The organism is Streptomyces sp. NPDC021012 (assembly GCF_044333355.1).
Classification (GTDB): domain Bacteria; phylum Actinomycetota; class Actinomycetes; order Streptomycetales; family Streptomycetaceae; genus Streptomyces.
In genome coordinates, this window is record NZ_JBIRQU010000002.1 from 474,978 (window position 1) to 496,792 (window position 21,815).

The following is a 21,815-nucleotide window of genomic DNA, read 5'->3' on the forward strand; positions in this document are numbered from 1 at the left end:
CCCCCGGCACTCCGGGCCGGGCCGCGAACGAGGCGATCCCCACCACCTGGGACCCCGTCTCCGAGCAGCCGCGGTTCAAGACCGCCGCAGCCGCCCTGGCCCTGGTCGAACGGGCCGACGACCAGGGCCACGGGTATGACTGCCGCCGGTCCGGGTAGCCGCCATCAGTAAGCCGACTACGGGCGCGCATACGCGCCACACATGTGAATGGTGATGTTTGGCCATGGAAGCCCAGGCAACGACCGAGCCGGGCAGGAGCCGCGTCGCTCCCGACGAAGGCGTCCGGACGTGTCGCCCCGCCATCGTGCGCCCGATGCGGCCCGACGACGCAGACAGCGAGGAAACGCCCGCCGCATCGGAAGGGAACATCATCCGGGGCGAAGACTGAAGCGCGTCGCAGAAGGCTGATGTGCGTGGGGTGTTGAGGGCCGAGGAGTGAGGACCACGGGCGTGGACCCGTGGGTGCTCAGGATCCGGTCGGCCACGATGCCGTCCTCGGGATGCCATCCGTGTCAACGAGGGTTGACACGCCCCTCTCGTCAATCTACGTTGACAAGAGGGGTAATCAAGCGCTGCTCGCCTGCGGGGCGGCCGTCGGCCCCGTGTTCACCCTCGCGTACCTCCTGGAAGGCGCCGGCCGTGCGGACTACAAACCGTTCCGCCATCCGGTCAGTTCACTCTCCCTCGGCCGCGGCGGATGGGCGCAGACCGTCAACTTCCTCGTCGCGGGCTCACTGTCGCTGATCTTCGCCGTGGGCCTGTGGCGCGTCGGGCCCTCCCACCGGGGCGCGCTGCTGATCGCCACCTGGGCGGTGGGCCTGCTGGGCGCGGGCGCCTTCCGGACGGATCCGGTGAGCGGCTACCCGCCCGGCACCCCCGATCAGCTCCAGCGCCCCACCCGCGCAGGAGCGCTGCACGACTTGCTCTCCCTCGTCGGATTCCTCGCCCTCATGGGGGGCTGTTTCGTGTTCGCCCCGTCCGGCTCGCCCGGGTGGGCCGTCTACTCGATCGCCAGCGGCCTGCTCTTCGCGGCGACGATGGTGCTGTCCAGCGTCGCGTTCGGTCAGCATCAACGCTGGGTGGGCCTCGGCGGACTGATCCAGCGCGCCTCCCTCTCCGTCGGCTGGACCTGGCAGACGCTGCTCGCCGCGCACCTCCTGCATGCCTGACGGTCGCCCGACCCTGCGGGACGGCGCACATCCGGCCCGGCGCGGGATCAGCGTCACCACGCCGGTCGGCCTGCGGACGGGTTGTTCCGAAGGTCTGGTCCTGTGGCGGATGGTGACGGTGTGGACACGTACCGCGTACGCGCATCACACTCGCCTCAGCCCCCTTGACGGGGGATCAGAACCCAGGACGGAGACGCGATGCTTCGGCGCACCATCCGACTCACCCTCTCGCTTGTCATGGTCATGGCGGCAACACTGGGCGGGATGCTGTTCACGGCCGGATCCGCCCAGGCCGACGAGTGCTACACCTGGGGCCGCACCCTGTCCGAGGGCATGTCGGGCCCCGACGTGACGCAGCTGCAGATCCGCGTGGCCGGACACGCGGCGTACGGCGAGGTCATCGCCGTCGACGGCGCGTTCGGCCCGGCCACGAAGGCCGCGGTGACCCGGTTCCAGCAGGCGTACGGGCTGCCCGCGGACGGGATCGCCGGTTCCCAGACGTTCAGCAAGATCTACGCCCTGCAGGACCCGGACTGCACCCCCGTCCACTTCACCTACGCCGAACTGAACAAGTGCAACTCCGACTGGTCCGGTGGGGCGGTCAGCGCCGCGACGGCCAAGGCCAACGCCCTGCGGACGATGTGGAAGCTGGAGGCCATGCGACACGCCCTGGGTGACGTGCCACTGACCGTGACCAGCGGATTCCGCTCGTACGCCTGCAACAGCGCGGTGGGCGGCGCCTCGGGCAGCCGGCACCTGTACGGTGATGCCGCCGACCTGACCGGCAGCCCGTCGTTGTGCACGCTGGCCCAGCGGGCCCGCTACCACGGCTTCGACGGAATCTTCGGTCCCGGCTACCCCGACCACGACGACCACACCCACGTCGACGGGCGCACCAGCCGATCCTGGTCCGCGCCCAACTGCGGCGTCTGACCCGTACGTACGACACGGACAGCGGGCTCTCCCCCGGACCGGCTCCGGCTCAGGGGAGAGCCCGCACCGCCCGCGAGGCGCGCGGCCGGCAAGACTCCGGCCCTCCCTCCGGACGGGCACCGCTCATCCCTGCCCCGACCAGACCTGCCCCCTCACTCTCTCTCCCCTCCCCACATCGAGTAGGAGTGCCCTGATGTCCTCCCGCATCCCCTGGCGCGTCCGTGCCGGAACGGCCACGCTGGCGGCGCTCGCCGGTGTCGGCGCGTTCGCCGCGCCCGGATCCGCCTCGACCGCCTCCCCGCCCGGGGCCGGCCGACAGTCCGTCAGCTACCACGGCTACCGCGTCGAGGTCCCCGCCGACTGGCAGGTCGTCGATCTGGCCGAGAATCCGCGGGCCTGCCTCCGATTCGACCGGCCCGCCGTCTACCTGGGCGAGCCCGCCGAGCAGAGCGACTGCCCCGCGCACCTCGTGGGCCGTACGGCAGGCATCGTCGTGGAGCCCCTCACCGCCCGCTCCGCCGGACAGGCGACGGCCTCGACCGCGAGGGCCCCACGCGGCAAGGCCACCGCCCCGACCGCCGTGTCCAGCAACGACACCATCCAGATCGCGGTCGAGGACGCCGGGGTACTCGTCACCGCCGCCCACACCCCGGCGACCGAGCATCTGGTGCGGGACGTTCTGGCCTCGGCCGCGCTCACCCCGGATGCCAGGCGCACCGAACTGCCCCGCGCGGCCCAGCGGCCCGACGCCGCTCCCCTGGCCGCGGCCGGGCCGCAGCCCGGCGGCTACCTGGGCAAGGGCTTCGACACCTGCGCCGCGCCCTCCCAGGCCGCCATGAACGCCTGGCAGGCCGGCTCGCCGTACAGCGCGGTCGGCGTCTACATCAGCGGCTCCTTCCGCGCCTGCGCGCAGCCGAATCTGACCGCGAGCTGGGTGACCGGCCGGACCGGCAACGGATGGCGGCTGATCCCCATCGACGTCGGCCGCCAGGCCCCGTGCACGAGCTTCTCGCTGAAGATGTCCACCGACCCCGCCACGGCCAGGTCCCAGGGCGTCACCGCCGCGGCGGCCGCCCTCACCGCCGCGGCGAACCTCGGCATCCCCGCGGGCAGCGCCGTCTACAGCGACATCGAGGGGTACGCCTCCACTGCCTCCTGCAAGGCGGCCGTGCTGTCGTACCTGTCCGGCTGGACCGAGCGGCTGCACAGCGGCGGCTATCTGTCGGGCTTCTACTCCAGCGCGTCCTCCGGCGTCAAGGACGCCGCGAGCGAGTACGGCAACAGCGCCTACACGCGGGTCGACCACATCTTCTACGGCTGGTGGAACGGCGCCGCCGACGCCAACACCGGTTCCTACGTTCCGTCCACCTACTGGGCCGGCCACCAGCGCATCCACCAGTACGCGGGCAATGTCACCGAGTCCTACGGCGGCTACTCGATCAACATCGACCGCGACTACCTGGACGTGGGCACCGGCACACCGTCCGCGTCCGACTGCGCGGAGACGAACCTCGACTTCACCGCGTACCCCACGGTCCAGAGCGGCTCGGCCGGCGACCAGGTCAAGGCGGCCCAGTGCCTGCTCGAAGCCGCCGGACACGACCCGGGCACCCCCGACGGGGCGTTCGGCCCCGCCACGACCACCGCCACCCAGGACTTCCAGAGCGGCACGGGGCTCACCGCGGACGGGGTGATCGGGCCGAGGACCTGGACCGCCCTGCTGTCCCGCGGAACCGCCCCCACCGTCCAGAGCGGCTCGACGGGAGAAGCCGTCACCCGGCTCCAGCGTGCCCTGACCGCCGCGCTCGGCCGGACGGTGGCCGTCGACGGCGCCTTCGGTCCGGACACCGACCAGGCCGTGCGCGACTACCAGTCCTCACGCGCTCTGACGGCCGACGGCATCGTCGGCTCCGGCACCTGGGGCGCCCTCCAGTCGGGAAGGTGAGGAAGACCTCGTGAGACCGCCCGCCCGGAGCGGCCTGTCTGCCGACAGCGGCTGACCGGCGCGCCGGTCCACCATGACGCGGCCCGCCGCCACCTCGCCCTCGGTGGGGTCACCAGGGCGGAACAGTGATCACCTGGTCCGGTCGAGCACGTACGTGAACAGCCTGTCCAGTTGCTGTACGGCGGTGTGCGCGAGGGACGCGTCGCGCAGCGCGCGGCGGGCGGTGTCCAGGTGCCGGCGCGCCTCGTCCCGGGTCGCGGTCCGCCCGCCCAGCTCCTCCACGAGTGCCGCGACGTGTGCGGCGGCCTCGTGGTCGAGCGGCTGGGGAGGGTCGAGCAGCGCCGCCAGTTCGTGCGCGGCCCTGCCTCCACCGGCCAGCGCGGCGAGCATCGGGTAGGTCTTCTTGCCCCTGCGCAGGTCGGCGTGGACGGGTTTGCCGGTCACGGCGGGGTCGCCCCAGATGCCGAGGATGTCGTCCACCGCCTGGAAGGCGAGGCCGAGATGGCGGCCCGCCCGTTCGAGCGTGGCCACGGTCCGGTCGGGGGCCCCACCGAGGACCGCGCCGAGCGCGACGGCACAGCCCAGCAGGGCGCCCGTCTTGTGTTCGGCCATCGACCGGTACTGCTCCGGTACGACCGCGCCGGGGCCGTACCACGGACGGTGTTCGAAGCGCAGGTCCTGCGCCTGGCCGGACACCAGCGCGTTCAGGGTCCGGCAGAGGCAGCGGACCGCGGCCGCCGCGTGCCGGCCCGGGGCCTCGGCCAGGGTGGTCACGGCCTGGGCGAGAAGCGCGTCGCCGGCGAGAACGGCCGGGCCGGTCCCGTACGCCTTCCACGCCGCGGGCCGCTGCCGGCGCAGGGCGTCGCCGTCCATGATGTCGTCGTGGAGGAGCGAGAAGGTGTGCACGAGTTCGACGGCCACGGCGCCGGGAACGGCCTCCGCCCCCTCGGCCCCGACCGCCTCCGCCCCGAGCACGGCGAGCGCCTGGCGCACTCCCTTGCCCTCGGACCCGCCGGAATCCGGGGTACCGACCGTGTCGGACCAGCCCAGCGCGTACGCCGCCATCTCGCCGGTCCACGGATGGAGGCTGCCCACCGCCTCCACCAGCGCAGGCCGGACGAGTTCACGGCAACGCTCCAGGACACGGGCCGGCGCCGCGTCGTGATCGACGTCGCGATCAATGGCGTGGTCAATGTGGTGCTCGACCTCGTGATCACGAGAGGAACGCGCCGTGGCCACGACTGCGGCGCCCGGCGAGCGCACCGGCGAGAACGGTGTCGGGACGGCGCTCACCGCAGGCCCTCCACATCGGCGGCCCGAAGCGCCTCGGCCCCGACCGCCGGCAGCACGGGCCTCGCGGCGCCCTGCTCGCGGCCGCCGTGGTCCGGCAGCGGCCCGACCCCCAGTTCGGCCGCTGCCTTGTCCACCATGTCCCGGGCATGCCGCAGCCCGATGCGGTCCAGCGTCGAGCGCAGTTCGGCCAGGTCAGCGGCGGTGTGCGCGGCGTCGCGGCCCAGATGGGCGGAGGCCTTGACCAGCCCCAGTCGCGACAGCGCCGTCCCGCGCGGCTCGTCCATCTCCTGGAACTCCTCAAGGGCCAGCGCGTACATCTCACGGGCCTGCTCGTAGCGGCCGGCCCGGTACAGCACGTTGCCGCGCATCTTGTGGTTGTAGGCGAGCGCGCTGGACAGCCGCATCTCCCGGCAGGCCTCCTCGGCCTGGGACAGCAGCGACAGGGCGCGTTCCACGTCGGCGTCGCGCACGGACACCACGTCCGCGATGCCGCGCAGCGCCCATGCCCACCCGCGCCGGTCCTCGGCTCGGGACGCCGTGTCGGCCGCCTCCTCGAACAGGGCAAGGGCCTCGTCGTATTCGCCGGTGTTGCGGTGCATCTGCGCGATGCCCTCCAGGGCCCACACCGTGTGCCGGGCCTCGCCTCGGCGGCGGGCCTCGGCAAGCAGCTGCTCGTGCAGCCTCCTCACCGCCGCGTAGTCGCCCTGGATGCGTCCGGTCTCGGCGAGCCCGGCCAGCGAGTAGCCGCGCACGACGACGTCACCGCCCCGCTCGCCCGTCTCGGCGGCCAGCCCCAGCAACCGGTACGCCAGCCTGAACGCACCGCGCTGCCGGGCCAGCGTGCCGCCGCTCCACAGGGCCCACGCCATGGCCCCCTCGTGACCGGCCGAACGCGCCGCCCGATAGCTCGCCTTCCACGCCCGGTCGGCCTCCTCTATTCGCCCGAGCCGGCGGCAGGCCTCCGCCACGGCCAGCCCGCAGCGCGCCTCCTCCCGCCGGTCCCCGGCCCGTTCCGCCGCCCGCAGCTCCTCCATGCCCCGGGCCAGCACCTCGGGCAGTGAGGCGTTCACCGACAACGATTCGAGAGCACCCTGGTACTCCGGCGCCGACGCCTTCGCCCGCCTCGTCCTGTGCACCTGACCTGCCATCACACCCCTCCTCGCGTCGACTCGACGATCAAGTCGACACGAGAACCAAGACGGCGACCGCGGGCCGGGGTTCCCTCTCGATCGAGAAGTCCGCCTCCGTACGGACGCGGGGTAGTCCTCAAGTGCTACGCGGTCGTCGACGACTCGTCAGCGGGATGTACGGCAGGTCTCCCGGACCGGCAGGTCCGGTCGGCGCGGGGTGAGGCCCGAACGGCGAACGACCGGTTCCGGCCGGAGCACCACCTGGTCGTGGCGGTGGTCGTCCGCCTGGTCACCGGTCTCCTCGCGTCCGAGGGCTGAGCGGGGCTGGGCGAGGGTGAGTTGCGCGGTCTTCGGCCGGTTCGGGGCCAGGACGGGAGTTCTCTAGAGGAGGCCCGCCCGCCCCCTTGTCAGCGGGTCCACCCCTCCCTACCTTGGTTCAGCGAGTCCTTGGGCCGGCGGGCCCACCGGCCCACGTCGGCCCTTACCTGCTCCTCAGTGCACGACACACCATGGAGGCGTCACATGCCCTTAGCCGTGCCGGATCTTCTGGAAGCCGACGGATTCCGCGACGCGGGTCCGCTGGAGCTCGACGACGAGGCGATCGCGTTCGAGGACGACGACCGCAGCGACCGTGAATACTCGGCGTGTCTCTCCGACCCCTGGGTGACCGCCACCACCCGCTTCGCCTGCGACCTGAACTCGTAGCGGTGGCCGTTTCCATCACCGGCCGCAGCGGTTGGTCCGACGGCACATGGTCGTATCTGAACGATCCGCGAATGCCGGTGATGGAACACGGCTGGAAACTGCACGTATCGGCGCGTCCCGGGGACCTCGACGTCGTGACCCGGCTCGTCCTGCCGGTGCTGTCCCGACACGTCTGCCATGCGAAGTTCGCCCGTGACCCCGAGACGCTGCGCCGCCTCAACTCCGGGGTGGTGAGCGCCGGGGCCGTCGGCAAGGCGATCACCGTCTACCCCCTGGCCGACGCCGTGGTCGAGATCGGCCGGGAACTCGCCGCCGTACTGCGCGACCGGGAGGGCCCCCGGGTCGTCAGCGATCGGCGGGTCGACCCGAGGGCCCCGGTCTACTACCGCTACGGCCCCTTCACGGGCGACTACCGGACCGGCCGGAGCGGGCGGCTCGAATCCATCATGACCGGGCCGGACGGCCGGATCTTCGACGGCCTGGCCGTCGGCCGCTACAGGTGTCCGCCCTGGGCCCAGGACCCCTTCGCACTCGACTCCGGACACGGTGACGAGCCGTCAGCTCCCGGCTTCGGCGGCGGACGCTACACGGTCACCGCCGGCATCGCGCGTACGCCCCGGGGCAACGTCTACCGCGCGCTCGACCGCACCCTCGGACGGCCGGTGGTGGTCAAACAGGCGAGGGCCTTCGTGGGCGAGGACGAAGCCGGTACGGACGCCCGCCACCGGCTGCGCAACGAGCGCACGGTCCTCACCGCGCTCGACGGCGTCACGGGCGTGCCCCGCGCACTGGACTACTTCGCTCACCAGACCGACGAGTACCTGGTGATGAGCAGCTGCGGCGACCGGGACCTGCGCAGGGAGGTTCTGCGGAACGGCCCCTACCGGGACGACGACACCCGGTCGGCGCGCGCCCTGTCCGCCCTCGCCTCCCGGCTCCTGCGCGTCCTGGACGCGGTCCACGGCAGGAACGTGGTCGTCCGCGACCTCAAGCCCGACAACGTCGTGCTCGACGACTCGGGCCCCGGCCACTGCCACGTGATCGACTTCGGGATCAGCGAGTGGAACGGCGCCGGGCCGGGCGGGGCGACCCCCGGATACGGCGAGCCGGTTCTGCGCGCGACCGGACCGGCCGCCCCCGCCGACGACCACTACTCCCTCGGCGCGACCCTCTTCTTCGCCGCCACCGGCATGGACCCGGTGATCGTCGACACCGACCACGAGGTCAACCGGGACCGTACCTTGGCCTGCCTGGCATCGGCGCTGCCCGGGCGCGCCCACCGGGAGATCCGGGCGTCGATCACCGGCCTCCTGAGCTTCGACCCGGCCATACGCACCACCGCCGCCGACCGCCTGCGCACCGGTACGGCCGTCACCGCGCCCCGGCCCGCGCGCCCCCGGATCGACAGCGACCTGCTGGACGAGATCATCGAGCACACGACCTCGTTCTGCGTCGGTGAAGCGCGGGCGATCGTGGACCCGGTGCAGGCCGCCCAGTTGAACGTCCCGACCTCGATCGACGTCTACGGCGGCAGTTCGGGACTCGGACTGGAACTCCTCCACCATGTGCACCGGCCCCATGTCCGTTCCACCGTCGCCGCGTTGGCGCGGTGGACGGCGGAGCAGTCCAGGAACCTGCCACCCGGCTTCTACACGGGGCGCACCGGCGTCGAACTCTTCCTCGCGGAGGCGGAGACGGGGGCAGGGGCGGGTACGGGGATGAGAACGGGTACGGAGGCAGGGACGGGTACGGGGACGTACGCGGGCCCGCGGTCCGGGTACCCCGTCCTGCCGGAGCGCGCACCGGACGGCGGGCCGCCGGAGGCGGACCTGATCGCGGGCGCCGCCGGAATCGGCCTCGGCCGGCTGCTGCTCGCCCGCCACGCCCTCCGGTCCGGTCACCGGCATGCCGCGGACCGGCACCTGGCCGTCGCCGCCGACTGCGACCGGATGCTGGCGTCGGGCGCCGCCCTACTGACCCCGACCGGTGCGGACACGGCCGGCAGCGCCGCACTCCGCGAGGGCATCGCGCACGGCGAGGCGGGCATCGCCTGCTTCCTGCTCGAGTACGGCGACGCGAGCGGGGACCCCGACGCGATCAGCCGCTCCGAGAAGGCCGCCGCGCGCCTGGCCGCCGTGACACCGGACATCATCGCGGCGGCCGCCGAACCGGGGGCGACACGCCGCTACGGCTCGTGGTGCCGGGGCCTGGCCGGCATCGGGACCGTACTCGTCCGGGCCGCCGAACGCCTTGAGGAGCCCGGGTACCTCGACCTCGCCCAGCGGGCCGCGCGCGCCTGCGCCGCACTGGCACCGCGGATGCCGCTGGTCACGCAGTGCTGCGGACTGGCCGGAGTGGGCGACCTGATGGTGGACGTCGCAGAGGCCTCCGCGTCCGAGGAGTTCTGGGACGCGGCCGAAACCGTCGCCCTGCTCATCCTGAGCCGCAGCGGCGGCACCTGGTCCCGCCCCGTGTTCCCCGACACCGGTCTCGCCCGGTCGAGCGCCACCTGGGCCGGCGGCTCCGCGGGCGTGCTGGCCTTCTTCAGACGACTGCACGACCGGGGCGGCCCACGGCTCGGCCTCGTCGCCTGACCGCTGCCGTCTGACCGCTGCCGTCTGACCGCTGCCGCCGACGGCACGGCGATCGGCCGGCCGCTTCGGGCTGCGGTTCACCGTCCCGTGGACGGGCCCGCGATCCGTCATCGTTGCCGCTGCGGGGGCCGCGTCAGTCGCGCCGCTTCTCATCCGCCTCCCGTGGCCCTCGATCGGACCTTGTCGCGGGCATCGGCGGCGTCATCGGCGAGCAGGGCCAGCTCGGCGAGTTCGCGGCACTCCGCGAGGGTGTGGGCGGCGAGTGCGGCGCGCACCTCGGGGAGCGAGGCGGGCGCGGCCGACAGGCTGGTGACGCCGAGGCCGACCAGTACCAGGGCGAGCATCGGGTCGGCGGCGGCCTCACCGCACACGCCGATCGGGCGGTCGTGCTCGGTCGCGGACCGAGCGGCGGCGGCGACCAGCGTGAGCAGGGCCGGCTGCCACGGGTCGAGGAACTCGGCGAGGGAGCCGAGCGTGCGGTCGGCCGCGAAGGCGTACTGGGCCAGGTCGTTGGTACCGATGCTGAAGAAGTCGCAGACCTCCGCCAGCCGATCGGTCCGCAGGGCGGCCGCCGGGACCTCGATCATGGCGCCGGCCAGCGGCAGGCCGTGCGCGCGGACCCGGGCGGCGAACTCGGCGGCCTCACGCGGGACCGACACCATCGGGGCCATCACCCAGACCTGTGCGGTGCCGTCCTCGGCGGCCTCGGCGATCGCGGCGAGCTGGGTCTCCAACAGCCGGGGGTCGCGGACGGCCGTCCGCAGGCCTCGGACGCCGAGGGCCGGGTTCTCCTCGTCGGTGGCCGTGGCGAAGGGCAGTGGTTTGTCCGCCCCCGCGTCGAGTGTGCGGACGACCACCCGGCGGCCGGCGAAGGCCGCGAAGACCTGCCGGTAGACGGCGGCCTGTTCGGCACGGCCCGGTGCCTCGGCACGGTCCAGGAAGAGGAACTCGGTGCGGAACAGACCCACTCCCTCGGCGTCGGCCGCGGCCGCGCCGGCCAGTTCGTGCGGCGCTCCGAGGTTGACGAGGAGTGCGACCGGATGGCCGTCCGCGGTCCGGCCCGGCCCCTGGACCCGGGCCGTCAGCTCGCGGCGACGGCGCTCCCGTTCGGCGGCCCGGCCGAGCGACTCCGGGCTCGGGTCGGGCTCGACCACGCCGTCCGCGCCGTGCACCAGGACCTGCCGGCCGTCCTCCAGCTCCATGGCACCGGCGCAGCCGACCACGGCGGGCACGCCGAGCGCCTTGGCGAGGATGGCCGTGTGGCTGGTCGGCCCGCCGCGGACGGTGACCAGGGCCAGCACCCGGGCGGGGTCGAGCAGCGCCGTGTCGGCGGGCGCCAGGTCCTCGGCGACGAGGACGTACGGGTGTCCCGGGTCGGGCAGACCGGGCACGGGCAGGCCCAGCAGGTGCGCCACCGCGCGGTCGCGCAGGTCGTCCAGGTCGGCGACGCGTTCCGCGAAGTGACCGCCGGCGGCGGCCAGCGCGGTGCGGAATCCGTCGAAGGCGGTGGCGAGCGCGTGGGCGCCGTCGGTGCCTTGTTCGGCCAGGGCGGCCGCCGCGTCGGCGAGGACCGGATCGGCGGCCATCATGGCCTGCGCGGCGAGCACGTCGGAGCCGGGGCCGCTCACGCGGGCGGCTCGCTCGTCCAGATCGGTGACGACCGCGCCGAGGGCCGCGCGGACCGCCGCCGCCTCGGCGGCCGGGTCGGCGACGGGCCCCGGTGCGGGTAGCGCGGGTACGGATGCCATCCGGGCGACCGGGCCCGCCGCGCTGCCCGTGCCGACGCCGATCCCGCGGATCGGATCGCTCATGCCGCTGCGTCGAGGTCGGAGGCGAGCAGGTCGGCGAGCGCCTTCAGCGAGTCCTGGGCCTGGTCGCCGGTCGCGGTGAGCTCCAGGACCTCGCCGCAGCCGGCGGCGAGGGCGAGGACGGAGAGGAGGCTGCGGGCGTCGACCGGGGTCTGCCCCGGGCGGCCGACGGTGACCTTGACCGGCTGGCGGGCGGCGGCCTGGACGAACAGCGAGGCCGGGCGGGCGTGCAGGCCGCTCCGGGAGCCGACGGTGACCTGGATCGAGTGCATGGGAGGTCCTTGGAGGAGACGAGCGGAGGGGACGAACGGAGGAGACGAGCGCCGACCCGGGTGGGATCCGGATCGGCCGGGGCGTGGGCCACGGTGATCGGAGCCCGGTCTCCGCGGTACGGGGGCGATGGCGGAGGACCGGGCGGACCGTGGTTTCACGCCCGTTAGCGCGTTGTTTCGATTGGTTCTACGTCCGATCGTCGAGCCATGTCAACACATTCGGGCAAACTCAAAGATGAGCGCAAAGCCCGTACGACCTCTTGCTTTTTCGGTCGGAGCGCGTAGGGTCGGCCAGAAGCAAGCGCGAACAGACATGAAACGGACCCAATCCCACATGTACGCACCCGAGCGGCAGCAAGAGATCCTCCGCCTCGCGCAGGAGCAGGGCAGGGTGGACGTGCCGACACTCGCCGAGGACTTCGGCGTCACGCAGGAGACCATCCGGCGTGACCTGAGCGCCCTCGACCGGGCCGGTCTGCTGCACCGGGTGCACGGCGGCGCGCTGCCCGCCGGCGCGCTGCACCTGGAGCCCGGTCTGGCCGAACGGGACTCCACGGCCGCGACGGAGAAGGAACGCATCGCCAAGGCGGCCCTCGGCCTGCTGCCCGCAGAGGGCAGCGTGATCCTCGACGCCGGGACGACCGTCTCCCGGCTGGCCGGCCTGCTGCCCGCCGACTGCGGGCTCACCGTCGTCACCAACGCGCTCCCGGTCGCCGCCCGGCTGGCCGACCGCCCCGGACTCACCCTCCACCTGGTGGGCGGCCGACTGCGCCACCGCACCCAGGCCGCCGTCGACGCGTGGGCGCTGCGCGACCTGGCGGACGTCCACGCGGACGTCGCGGTGGTCGCCACCAACGGCTTCTCCCCGGAGGGCGGCCTCTCGACGCCGGACCTCGCCGAGGCAGCCGTGAAACGGGCCATGCTCACCGGTGCCCGGCGGGTGGTCCTGGTGGCCGACTCCTCCAAGTACGGCGCCCGCCACTTCGCCCGCTTCGGCTCGCTCGACCAGGTGGACGTGCTGGTCACGGACACCGGGCTGACGGACGAGCAGGCCGCCGAGATCGAGAACCACGGACCGGAAGTCATCCGCGCATGATCGTCACCATCACCCCGAACCCCAGCCTCGACCGCACCTACGAACTGGGAACCCTCGTCCCGGGCGAGGTCAACCGGGCCGCACACGACCGGCTCGACCCGGGCGGCAAGGGCGTCAACGTCTCCCGCGCGCTCACGGCCGCCGGCCACCGCACCAGCGCGGTCCTCCCGCTGGGCGGCCTCTCCGGGCAGCTGCTCGCCGACCTGTTGCGCCGCCAGGGCATCGACGTCGCGGCGGTCGCGATCTCGGGCGACACCCGGATCAACGTCTCGATCGCCGAGGACGGCGGCAGCCTCACGAAGGTCAACGCCGTGGGCCCCGAGCTCAGCGCCGCCGAGTCGGCCGCACTGCTCGCGCTCGTCCGCGACGCCCAGAAGACCGGACAGGACACCGGGAGCGAAGTGGAGTGGCTCGCCTGCTGCGGCAGCCTGCCGCGCGGCCTCGCACCCGAGTGGTACGCGGAGGTGGTCGCCCAGGTGCACTCGGGCGGCGCCCGGATCGCCCTCGACACCTCCGGTCCCGCGCTCCTTGCCGCGCTCCCGGCCCGCCCCGACGTGGTCAAGCCCAACCGGGAGGAGCTCGCGGAGGCCGTGGGCCGCCCGGTCCGCACCGTCGGCGACGCCGTGGACGCGGCCGGGGAGCTGCGCGAGCGCGGCGCCCAGCAGGTCCTCGCCAGCCTCGGTGCGGACGGGATGCTGCTGGTCGCCGAGGAGGGAAGCTGGTACGGCAGCGCGCCGGTCGCCGCCGTCCGCAGCGACGTGGGAGCGGGCGACGCCTCGCTCGCGGGCTTCCTCGGCGCCGGCGGCACCGGCCCCGAGGCCCTCGTGGCGGCCCTGGCGCACGGCGCCGCCGCCGTACAACTGCCGGGGAGCGTCATGCCGACCCCGGCCCATCTGGACCCGGCCGCGGTGGTCGTGACGGCGGACCTCCCGCTCGACCGGCCGCTCCGCGGTTGAGAACGGCCTCCTGAGGACGGCGTCGTCCTCAGGAGGCGGTACGCCCGACCGTGTGGGACGGAAGGGCACCGATTCCCGGGGGCAAGGGACACTGTCAGGAACCAGTCGAAGGATCGACACGATGAGCGACACGATGAGCGAGACCAGCGGGCTGATCACACCCGCACTCGTCGACCTCTACCTCGCCCCCGAGGACAAGAACGAAGCCCTCCGCGTCCTCGCCCAGCGGCTGGTCGCCGAGGGCCGGGTCACCGACCTCGACGGCTTCCTCGCCGACGTCGCCGCCCGCGAGGCCCAGGCCCCGACCGGAATGGGCGACGGGATCGGCATCCCGCACTGCCGGTCGCCCCACGTCACGCGGCCGAGCCTCGCCTTCGGCCGCAGCGCCAGGGGCGTGGACTTCGACGCCCCGGACGGACGGCCCGCCGACCTGATCTTCATGATCGCCGCACCGGCCGGTGCGGACGACACCCATCTGCAAATCCTCGCCGCGCTGGCCCGCCGCCTCATGGACCCCGCTTTCACCGGCGCCCTGCGCGACGCCGAGAGCCCGAGCGCGGTCGCGGCGCGGATCAACGGCGAGGAGGCGCCGACCGCCGCTCCTGGGACGGCCGGGGCTCCGGAGGCGGTCGCGGACCTGAGGACGGCCGCCGTTCCGGAGACGGCCGCCTCCGACGGCGAGCTGCGGCTCGTCGCGGTGACCTCCTGCCCGACCGGCATCGCCCACACGTACATGGCCGCCAAGGCCCTGGAACTGGCCGCCGCACGGGCGGGCGCGCGGATCCAGGTCGAGACCCAGGGCTCGGCCGGGACGACGCCGCTCGACCCCGAGGTCATCGCGGCAGCCGACGCGGTGATCTTCGCCCATGACGTGGAGATACGGGACCGGGCCCGCTTCGCCGGCAAGCCGACCGTGGACGTGGGCGTCAAGGCCGGGGTCAACCGTGCCGACGACCTGATCGCGCAGGCCGCCGGACTGGTCGCCGAAGCCGGCGGCGCGCGTACGCGTACCGCCACCGCCCCGGTCGCCGCGCCGAGCACACCCTCGGGCGAGCACTGGGCGCAGCGGCTGCGCACGTACCTGATGACGGGCGTCAGCTACATGATCCCGTTCGTCGCGGCCGGCGGGCTGCTGATCGCGCTCGCCTTCGCGATCGGCGGCTACCAGATCGCCTCCGCGCCGTCCGTGCTCGGCCACTTCGACTGGACCTCCTCGCACAGCTGGGCGGCGATGCTGTTCCAGACCGGCAAGACCTCCTTCGGCTTCCTGGTCCCCGTCCTCTCCGGGTACGTCGCCTGGGCGATCGCGGACCGGGCCGCCCTGGCCGCCGGCATCGCCGGCGGTGCCGTCTCGGTGGCGGTCGGCGCGGGCTTCCTCGGCGGCATCGTGTCGGGCCTGGCCGCGGGCTTCCTGGTGCTGTGGATGATCCGCTGGAACGTGCCCCGGGCGGTCAGGGGCATCATGCCGGTCGTGGTGATCCCGCTGCTGTCGGTGGCCGCGGTCGGCTTCCTGATGTTCGTGGTGGTCGGCTCGCCGATCGCCTCGGCGATGAACGGCCTGACCGACTGGCTGAACGGCCTCTCCGGCTCCAACGCGATCCTGCTCGGCGTGCTGCTCGGCGCGATGATGGCCTTCGACATGGGCGGTCCGCTCAACAAGGTCGCCTACACCTTCGCGGCCGGCGTGCTCACCACCGCGGGCACCACCCCGGACGCCGGCAGCCTCAAGGTGATGGCCGCCGTGATGGCCGCCGGCATGACCCCGCCGCTGGGCATGGCCCTGGCGACCGTCGTCCGGCGCGGGCTGTTCACCCCCGAGGAGCGGGAGAACGGGAAGGCCGCCTGGGTGCTCGGCGCCTCGTTCATCACCGAGGGCGCGATCCCGTTCGCGGCGGCCGACCCGCTGCGGGTCATCCCGGCGGGCATCGCCGGCAGCATGACCGCCGGTGGCCTGGTGATGGCCTTCGGCTCCACGCTGCGGGCCCCGCACGGCGGCATCTGGGTGCTCCCGCTGATCGGCAGCCCGTTCCTCTACCTGGTCGCGATCGCGGCGGGCACGGTGGTCACCACGGCGGTGGTGGTCCTGCTCAAGGGGATGCGGAAGTCCACCGCCCCGGCGGCTCCTTCCTCCCTCGCCGGGAAGCAGCCGGCCGCCGTCTGACCCTCCGGGTCGTGGGACGCCTCCGGGATGCCGCCACGGCAGACCGGAGGTCGCCGGGGTCCGGGAGTCCCGGACCCCGGCCCTTCGGGCCTCGCACTCCGTGCTGCGGCGCGGGTCGATCGGCTTCTGTCCGCCGTTGACGGCGGCGAGGGGCGTCACTACTGTGCGCTCCAGATTCCACCCCATTGACCATCGTTCGGCGTTCCGCCCCTTGGGAGCGCTCCCATCGAGATGTCGATACGGCGGGGCACACCCGCCGGGCGAGGAGAAGATTGACATGCGCACTTCATTGCGATCGAGCGGGCGAGGGCGCCCGTTACGCCTCTCCGCCCCCCTCCTGACGGCGGCCCTCCTCCTGGGCGGCCTCACGAGCGCGCCGGCCGCCGCAGGCGTCCCCACCACGGTGGTGGCGACCACGGCGGTACGGGTCAACCAGGTCGGTTACCTACCGGACGGCCCCAAGCGCGCCACCGTCGTCACCACGGCCGCGCAGGCGCTCACCTGGCGGCTGCGGAACGCGTCCGGGACCGTGGTCGCCTCCGGCTCGACCGTCCCGCGCGGCGCCGACGCCCCCTCCGGGCAGTCGGTCCAGGTGGCCGACTTCTCCTCGTACCGGAGCACCGGCTCGGGATACGTCCTGGCGGTGGACGGCAGCGACAGCGCGCCCTTCGACATCCGCGCGGACCTCTACGACACCCTGCGTTCCGACTCCATGGCGTTCTTCCACCACCAGCGCAGCGGCATCGCCATCGACGCCTCGCTCGTGGGCACCGCGTACGCCCGCCCGGCCGGCCACCTCGGGATCGCGCCCAACCAGGGCGACACGTCCGTCCCGTGCCAGGCCGGCGTGTGCGACTACGCCCAGGACGTCAGGGGCGGCTGGTACGACGCGGGCGACCAGGGCAAGTACGTGGTGAACGGGGGCATCTCCAGCTGGCTGGTGGTCAACTCCTTCGAGCGGGCCAAGCGGGCGGGCAAGGACGCGGCGCTCGGCGACTCGACCCTGCGCGTCCCCGAGCGCGGCAACGGCATACCGGACGTCCTGGACGAGGCGCGCTGGGAACTCGACTTCCTCATGCGGATGCAGGTGCCCGAGGGCAAGCCGTACGCCGGCATGGCCTTCCACAAGGTCCACGACGCGGCCTGGACCGGCATGCCGATGCGCCCCGACCAGGACGCGCAGCCCCGCGAGCTGCACCGCCCGTCCACGGCGGCGACCCTCAACCTCGCGGCGGCCGCGGCCCAATGCGCCCGGGTCTTCCGCCCGTACGACCCCGCCTTCGCCGACCGCTGCCTCTCGGCGGCCCGCCGGGCCTGGACGGCGGCGCAGGCCAACCCGGCCCTGTACGCGCCGGCCTCGGACAGCACGGGCGGCGGCGCCTACGAGGACGCCCGGGTCACCGACGAGTTCTACTGGGCGGCCGCCGAGCTGTACGCGACGACCGGCGAGAGCGCCTACCGGGACGCGGTCACCTCCTCGTCCTGGCACACCTCCGCCGACGCCTTCAGCCCGTACGGCTTCGGCTGGGCGGACACGGCCGCGCTCGGCCGGCTCACCCTGGCCACGGTGCCCAACGGACTGCCCGCCACCGACCTGGCCCGCGTCCGCGCCTCGGTGGTGTCGGCCGCGGACGGCCACCTGTCCCGTATGGCCGCCCAGGGCTACGCGGTGCCGGCCCCCGCGGACGGCTACTTCTGGGGCTCCAACAGCGAGGTCGCCGACAACGCGATCGTCATGGCCGTCGCCGGGGAGCTGACGGGCGAGGGACGCTACCGGGCCGGCGCGCTGGAGGCGATGGACTACCTGCTCGGCCGCAACGCCCTCGGCCGGTCCTACGTGACCGGCTACGGCGAGACGTCCTCCCAGAACCAGCACCACCGCTTCTGGGCACACCAGTTGGACGCCTCACTGCCCCACCCGCCGGCGGGCTCGCTCGCGGGCGGTCCCAACAGCGGCCTCCAGGACCCGGTGGCGAAGGAGAAGCTGGCCGGCTGCGCCCCCGCCGCCTGCTACGTCGACGACATCGGCTCGTACTCGACCAACGAGGTGGCGATCAACTGGAACGCCCCGCTGGCGTGGCTGGCCGCGTACACCGCCGAGCGGTCCGCCACCGGCGAACAGCCGGTCTCGGCCTGCGCGGTGACCTACACGGTGGACAACGTCTGGACCACCGGCTTCACCGCGACCGTCACCGTCAAGAACACCGGGCCGACGGCCGTCGACGGATGGCAGCTGGCCTGGACCTACCCGGGCGGCCAGCGCGTCACCAGCGCCTGGAACGCCACCGTCACCCAGAACGGCACCGCCGTCAGCGCCCGCAACGCCGACTGGAACCGCACCCTCGCCCCCGGCGCGACCACGAGCTTCGGAGTCCAGGGCACCCACAGCGGGACCAACCCCTCCCCCACCGCCTTCACGCTCAACGCGAGCGACTGCGCCTGATCCACCGCCGAACCCCTCCACCCCTCAGGAGACAACGATGCGCAGACTCCTCGCCTGCCTGACGGCGGCGGCCGCTCTGGCCGGGCTCACCGCGATGGCGCCGTCGGCGACGGCGACAGCGGCGGCGGCGACCTCCGACTCAGGCACCTTCAGCGTGCTCACCTACAACGTGGCCGGCCTGCCCGAGAGCATCTCCAGTGCCCCGACACCACGTGAGCCCAGCACGACGGAGATCGGCCGACGGATCGCTCCGTACGACATCGTCCACGTGCAGGAGGACTTCAACTACCACGCCCTCCTGTACGCGGCCGACACCACCCACCCCGCCCGCACCCCCACCAGCGGCGGGGCGGGCATCGGCAGCGGGCTCAACACCCTGTCGAAGACCCCGTACGACGTGGACGACTTCGAGCGGGTCCGCTGGAACGCCTGCCAGTACGACTCCGGCGACTGCCTCACCCCCAAGGGTTTCACCTACGCCCGGCAGCGCCTCGCCGAGGGCGTCTACATCGACTTCTACAACCTCCACACCAACGCGGGCACGAACGCCGGGGACCTGGCGGCACGGGCCGACAACCTCAACCAGCTCGCCGCCTTCATCAGGACCCACTCGGCGGGCAACGCCGTCGTCGTCATGGGAGACACCAACACCCGCTACACCCGCACCGGCGACACCATCGCCGAGTTCGCCGCCGCGAGCGGCCTCACCGACGCCTGGGTCGAGCTGATCCGCGGCGGCACCGCGCCCGCCAAAGGCAGCGATCCCCTGCTCTGCGACCAGTCCCCGCCGACCGTGCCCAACACCTGCGAAGTCGTCGACAAGGTCCTCTACCGCGGCAGCAAGCTCGTCTCGCTCCATGCCACCTCCTACGACAACGAGCACTCCGCGTTCCTCAACGGCGACGGACTCATGCTCTCCGACCACGACCCCCTCACGGTCGGCTTCTCCTGGTCACTCAACCCGGACTTCCGACTGAGCGAGCAGTTCGGCGGACCGCACGGCGCCCCCTTCAACGACATCGACCGCATCCCCACCGGCTCCCGCGCCACCACCATCACCCTGAGCGCAGGCTCCCGCGTCGACCGGCTGAGCCTGACCCTCGACAACGGCACCACCCTCACCCACGGCGGCACCGGAGGCACCCCCTCCTCCCTCACCCTCGGCAGCGAGGAATACGTGACCACCGCGTCCCTGTGCCAGGCCCAGAAGGACGGCCACACCCGAATCTTCTACGCCAGGTTCACCACCAACCACGGCCGCACACTCACCGGCGGCACGACGACCCCCGACTGCGTCACCCGCACGGCATCCCCCGGCTGGCAGATCACCGGCTTCCACGGCCGCGCGGGCGACGAGATCGACAAGATCGGCTTCATCCAGACCCACCGCTGACGACGACGCCCGCAGCGGCCGGCCCGCGCACTCCTCGCGAGGGGTGCCGTCGGTCAGTAGGTCGGTGCGGTCATGTGGTCGGGGTGGTGGGCGGCGACGTCGTGGGCGGCTTGGACGAAGGCGGCGACGGCTGGGGAGCGTGAGGTCTCCGGCCAGGCGACCATGACCGTGCTGGGGGTGAGGCCGGTGACCGGCCGGTAGGCGATGTCCGGGCGCTGGTGCAGCTTGGTGGTGGAGAGGGACAGGAAGGCCACCGCCTGGCCCAGCGCGACCACCTCCAGGAGTTGCTCGACGCTGGCCACGAGCGGCCCCTCGGGGGCGTCGGTGCGGCCATCGTCTGCTTCCGCTCCGTCGCATCCTGTGTAGTAGGCGGTGGCGGAGGGGACGGCCCCTTTCCAGCGCGGGATCGGTTCGCCCTTGAGGTCGGTCAGCCGCAGTCGCCGGCGTCCGGCCAGGCGGTGCGCGGCGGGGAGGACGGCCAGTCGCGGCTCGACCACGAGCGTCTGGGAATCCAGCCCCCGACCGTCGAACGGGCTGCGCAGCAGCGCCACGTCGGCGCGGCCGTCCCGCAGCATGGCGATCGGCTCTCCGCTGCCGCCGACGACGACTTCGGGCGGCGGCAGATGCGCGCCCGCTCCCCGGTAGGCGGCGAGGACCTCCCGCAGCAGCCCGGCGTCGCCTCCCGGCTTGACCGCCACGACGAGCTGGGGTGTCGGCTGACCGGCCCGGCGTGCGCGCCGGGCCGCCGCGTGCACCGCGTCGACCGCGATCCGGGCCTGGTCGAGCAGCACCTGACCGGCGTCGGTCAGCCTCACCTGCCGGGTGGTGCGCTCAAGGAGGCGTACCCCGAGCCGGGACTCCATCTGGGCGATCGCCTTCGACAGCGGGGGCTGCGCCATCCCCAGGCGTTGCGCGGCCCGGCTGAAGTTCAGTTCCTCGGCGACCGCGACGAAGTACCTCAGCTCCCGTACCTCCAACTCACTCATATCTGTGGACTATAGATCCAGAGCCTTCTGGTCTTTCCCCGACGCCCGTGGGTGAGGGGAGGCTGGGTGCCATGACGACTTCGACTTCGCAGAAGACCGCTCTGATCACCGGCGCGAACAAGGGCATCGGCAAGGAAACGGCGCGCGGGCTCGCGGCCCTCGGCATCACCGTGCTGATCGGCGCCCGCGACGCCGAGCGCGGCGAGGCGGCGGCCGAGGAGCTTCGCGCCGACGGTGCCGACGTGCGGTTCGTACCGCTGGACGTCACCGACGAGTTCTCGGTCCAGGCCGCAGCCAAGCACATCGACGCCACGTTCGGCCGCCTCGACATCCTGGTCAACAACGCCGCGATCGCCACCGGACAGCAGAAGCCGAGTGAAACCCCCGCCGCCACCGTCCGGCAGGTCTACGAGACCAACGTGTTCGGCGTCATCGCGGTGACCCACGCCATGCTCCCCCTGCTCCGCCGCTCCTCCGCCGCACGCATCGTCAACATGTCCAGCGAACTCGGCTCCCTCACCCACCTGGCCGACCCTGGCAGTCCGTGGTCCGCCTACTCCTCGGTCCTCCTCCCCTACTGCACCTCGAAGAGCGCGCTGAACGCGATCACCGTGCTCTACGCCGAGGAACTGCGCGCCGAAGGGATCCTGGTCAACGCGGTGAGCCCCGGCTACTGCGCGACCGACCTCAACCGCCACAGCGGGATGCGCACGGCGGAGGAGGGCGCGGCCGTCGCGGTCGACCTGGCGACTGCGGGCGAGGACGGCCCGACGGGCGCCTTCCTGGCCGAGGACGGGCCGATTCCCTGGTGAGACCGTGAGCCGTGTTGCGAAAGCCGCTGAGAGGCAACGTCGTGGCGGGCCGGTGCGTCCACACGAATGTCGGACTCGGCTCGGCCGAGCTGTGGCGAGGGGGGCTTGTGGGGCGGGGC

At 73.2% G+C, this 21,815-nt stretch carries 16 protein-coding genes; 11 read left to right on the forward strand and 5 right to left on the reverse strand.

Features of this window, described 5'->3' with window-relative positions; genetic code table 11:
• Positions 1 to 602: 602 nt before the first annotated feature.
• The 3 genes from ACH4TP_RS07530 (at position 603) to ACH4TP_RS07540 (ending at position 4,047) form a co-directional block, all read left to right on the forward strand.
• Positions 603 to 1,169, forward strand: a complete 567-nt coding sequence (locus ACH4TP_RS07530) for a DUF998 domain-containing protein (protein WP_398436326.1) — start codon at positions 603 to 605, stop codon at positions 1,167 to 1,169.
• A 198-nt stretch (positions 1,170 to 1,367) separates the two neighbouring features.
• On the forward strand, positions 1,368 to 2,102 hold the full coding sequence (locus tag ACH4TP_RS07535; RefSeq protein ID WP_398436327.1) for a D-Ala-D-Ala carboxypeptidase family metallohydrolase: 735 nt from the start codon (positions 1,368 to 1,370) through the stop codon (positions 2,100 to 2,102).
• Positions 2,103 to 2,295: 193 nt separating this feature from the next.
• On the forward strand, positions 2,296 to 4,047 hold the full coding sequence (locus ACH4TP_RS07540) for a glycoside hydrolase domain-containing protein (RefSeq protein ID WP_398436329.1): 1,752 nt from the start codon (positions 2,296 to 2,298) through the stop codon (positions 4,045 to 4,047).
• A 129-nt stretch (positions 4,048 to 4,176) separates the two neighbouring features.
• Here ACH4TP_RS07540 and ACH4TP_RS07545 read toward each other — a convergent pair whose 3' ends face one another.
• Together ACH4TP_RS07545 and ACH4TP_RS07550 are read right to left on the reverse strand one after the other, a co-directional pair.
• Positions 4,177 to 5,241, reverse strand: a complete 1,065-nt coding sequence (locus ACH4TP_RS07545; protein ID WP_398436858.1) for a polyprenyl synthetase family protein — start codon at positions 5,239 to 5,241, stop codon at positions 4,177 to 4,179.
• A 95-nt stretch (positions 5,242 to 5,336) separates the two neighbouring features.
• On the reverse strand, positions 5,337 to 6,488 hold the full coding sequence (locus ACH4TP_RS07550) for a tetratricopeptide repeat protein (protein ID WP_398179498.1): 1,152 nt from the start codon (positions 6,486 to 6,488) through the stop codon (positions 5,337 to 5,339).
• A gap of 504 nt (positions 6,489 to 6,992) precedes the next feature.
• Between ACH4TP_RS07550 and ACH4TP_RS07555 the strand changes: the two genes are divergently transcribed.
• Entirely contained in the window at positions 6,993 to 7,175 is a 183-nt protein-coding gene (locus tag ACH4TP_RS07555) for an SflA family class IV lanthipeptide (RefSeq protein ID WP_389237147.1), read from the forward strand.
• A gap of 2 nt (positions 7,176 to 7,177) precedes the next feature.
• A complete protein-coding gene (gene lanL / locus ACH4TP_RS07560; protein WP_398436332.1) occupies positions 7,178 to 9,769 on the forward strand; it encodes a class IV lanthionine synthetase LanL in 2,592 nt (863 codons plus the stop codon).
• Positions 9,770 to 9,918: 149 nt separating this feature from the next.
• Here the strand turns inward: lanL and ptsP are convergent, their stop codons facing one another.
• Entirely contained in the window at positions 9,919 to 11,580 is a 1,662-nt protein-coding gene (gene ptsP, locus ACH4TP_RS07565; RefSeq protein WP_398436334.1) for a phosphoenolpyruvate--protein phosphotransferase, read from the reverse strand.
• Positions 11,577 to 11,849: an HPr family phosphocarrier protein gene (locus ACH4TP_RS07570; protein ID WP_398436336.1), complete on the reverse strand. Its 273-nt coding sequence runs from the start codon at positions 11,847 to 11,849 to the stop codon at positions 11,577 to 11,579. Before ACH4TP_RS07570 ends, ptsP begins: the two co-directional genes overlap by 4 nt.
• Positions 11,850 to 12,183: 334 nt before the next feature.
• Here ACH4TP_RS07570 and ACH4TP_RS07575 point away from each other — a divergent pair, with 334 nt between their 5' ends.
• The 5 genes from ACH4TP_RS07575 (at position 12,184) to ACH4TP_RS07595 (ending at position 19,898) form a co-directional block, all read left to right on the forward strand.
• Entirely contained in the window at positions 12,184 to 12,945 is a 762-nt protein-coding gene (locus tag ACH4TP_RS07575) for a DeoR/GlpR family DNA-binding transcription regulator (RefSeq protein WP_389237155.1), read from the forward strand.
• Positions 12,942 to 13,901 carry a 1-phosphofructokinase gene (pfkB, locus tag ACH4TP_RS07580; protein ID WP_389237157.1) on the forward strand — a complete coding sequence of 320 codons (960 nt, stop codon included), beginning with the start codon at positions 12,942 to 12,944 and terminating at the stop codon, positions 13,899 to 13,901. The genes ACH4TP_RS07575 and pfkB overlap by 4 nt, the downstream gene beginning before the upstream one ends.
• Positions 13,902 to 14,022: 121 nt before the next feature.
• Positions 14,023 to 16,062 (forward strand): fructose-specific PTS transporter subunit EIIC, encoded by a 2,040-nt coding sequence (locus tag ACH4TP_RS07585; protein WP_398436338.1) that lies wholly within the window; start codon positions 14,023 to 14,025, stop codon positions 16,060 to 16,062.
• A 277-nt stretch (positions 16,063 to 16,339) separates the two neighbouring features.
• Positions 16,340 to 18,505, forward strand: a complete 2,166-nt coding sequence (locus ACH4TP_RS07590; protein WP_398436340.1) for a glycoside hydrolase family 9 protein — start codon at positions 16,340 to 16,342, stop codon at positions 18,503 to 18,505.
• A gap of 37 nt (positions 18,506 to 18,542) precedes the next feature.
• Positions 18,543 to 19,898 (forward strand): jacalin-like lectin, encoded by a 1,356-nt coding sequence (locus ACH4TP_RS07595; RefSeq protein WP_398436342.1) that lies wholly within the window; start codon positions 18,543 to 18,545, stop codon positions 19,896 to 19,898.
• A 53-nt stretch (positions 19,899 to 19,951) separates the two neighbouring features.
• Here ACH4TP_RS07595 and ACH4TP_RS07600 read toward each other — a convergent pair whose 3' ends face one another.
• Positions 19,952 to 20,884, reverse strand: coding sequence for a LysR family transcriptional regulator (locus ACH4TP_RS07600; protein ID WP_398179479.1), 933 nt, complete (start codon positions 20,882 to 20,884; stop codon positions 19,952 to 19,954).
• A 71-nt stretch (positions 20,885 to 20,955) separates the two neighbouring features.
• On the opposite strand from ACH4TP_RS07600, the gene ACH4TP_RS07605 reads away from it, so the two are divergent.
• Complete coding sequence (locus tag ACH4TP_RS07605; protein ID WP_398436344.1) at positions 20,956 to 21,696, forward strand: SDR family oxidoreductase; 741 nt, start codon at positions 20,956 to 20,958, stop codon at positions 21,694 to 21,696.
• The last annotated feature ends 119 nt before the right edge of the window (positions 21,697 to 21,815 follow it).

Bases quoted from the DNA above. Each gene is read 5' to 3' on its own strand.
- ACH4TP_RS07535 (WP_398436327.1), top strand. From the start codon at position 1,368: ATGCTTCGGCGCACCATCCGACTCACCCTCTCGCTTGTCATGGTCATG.
- ACH4TP_RS07540 (WP_398436329.1), top strand. From the start codon at position 2,296: ATGTCCTCCCGCATCCCCTGGCGCGTCCGTGCCGGAACGGCCACGCTG.
- ACH4TP_RS07550 (WP_398179498.1), bottom strand. From the start codon at position 6,488: ATGGCAGGTCAGGTGCACAGGACGAGGCGGGCGAAGGCGTCGGCGCCG.
- ACH4TP_RS07555 (WP_389237147.1), top strand. From the start codon at position 6,993: ATGCCCTTAGCCGTGCCGGATCTTCTGGAAGCCGACGGATTCCGCGAC.
- ptsP (WP_398436334.1), bottom strand. From the start codon at position 11,580: ATGAGCGATCCGATCCGCGGGATCGGCGTCGGCACGGGCAGCGCGGCG.
- ACH4TP_RS07570 (WP_398436336.1), bottom strand. From the start codon at position 11,849: ATGCACTCGATCCAGGTCACCGTCGGCTCCCGGAGCGGCCTGCACGCC.
- ACH4TP_RS07575 (WP_389237155.1), top strand. From the start codon at position 12,184: ATGTACGCACCCGAGCGGCAGCAAGAGATCCTCCGCCTCGCGCAGGAG.
- pfkB (WP_389237157.1), top strand. From the start codon at position 12,942: ATGATCGTCACCATCACCCCGAACCCCAGCCTCGACCGCACCTACGAA.
- ACH4TP_RS07585 (WP_398436338.1), top strand. From the start codon at position 14,023: ATGAGCGACACGATGAGCGAGACCAGCGGGCTGATCACACCCGCACTC.
- ACH4TP_RS07590 (WP_398436340.1), top strand. From the start codon at position 16,340: ATGCGCACTTCATTGCGATCGAGCGGGCGAGGGCGCCCGTTACGCCTC.
- ACH4TP_RS07595 (WP_398436342.1), top strand. From the start codon at position 18,543: ATGCGCAGACTCCTCGCCTGCCTGACGGCGGCGGCCGCTCTGGCCGGG.
- ACH4TP_RS07600 (WP_398179479.1), bottom strand. From the start codon at position 20,884: ATGAGTGAGTTGGAGGTACGGGAGCTGAGGTACTTCGTCGCGGTCGCC.
- ACH4TP_RS07605 (WP_398436344.1), top strand. From the start codon at position 20,956: ATGACGACTTCGACTTCGCAGAAGACCGCTCTGATCACCGGCGCGAAC.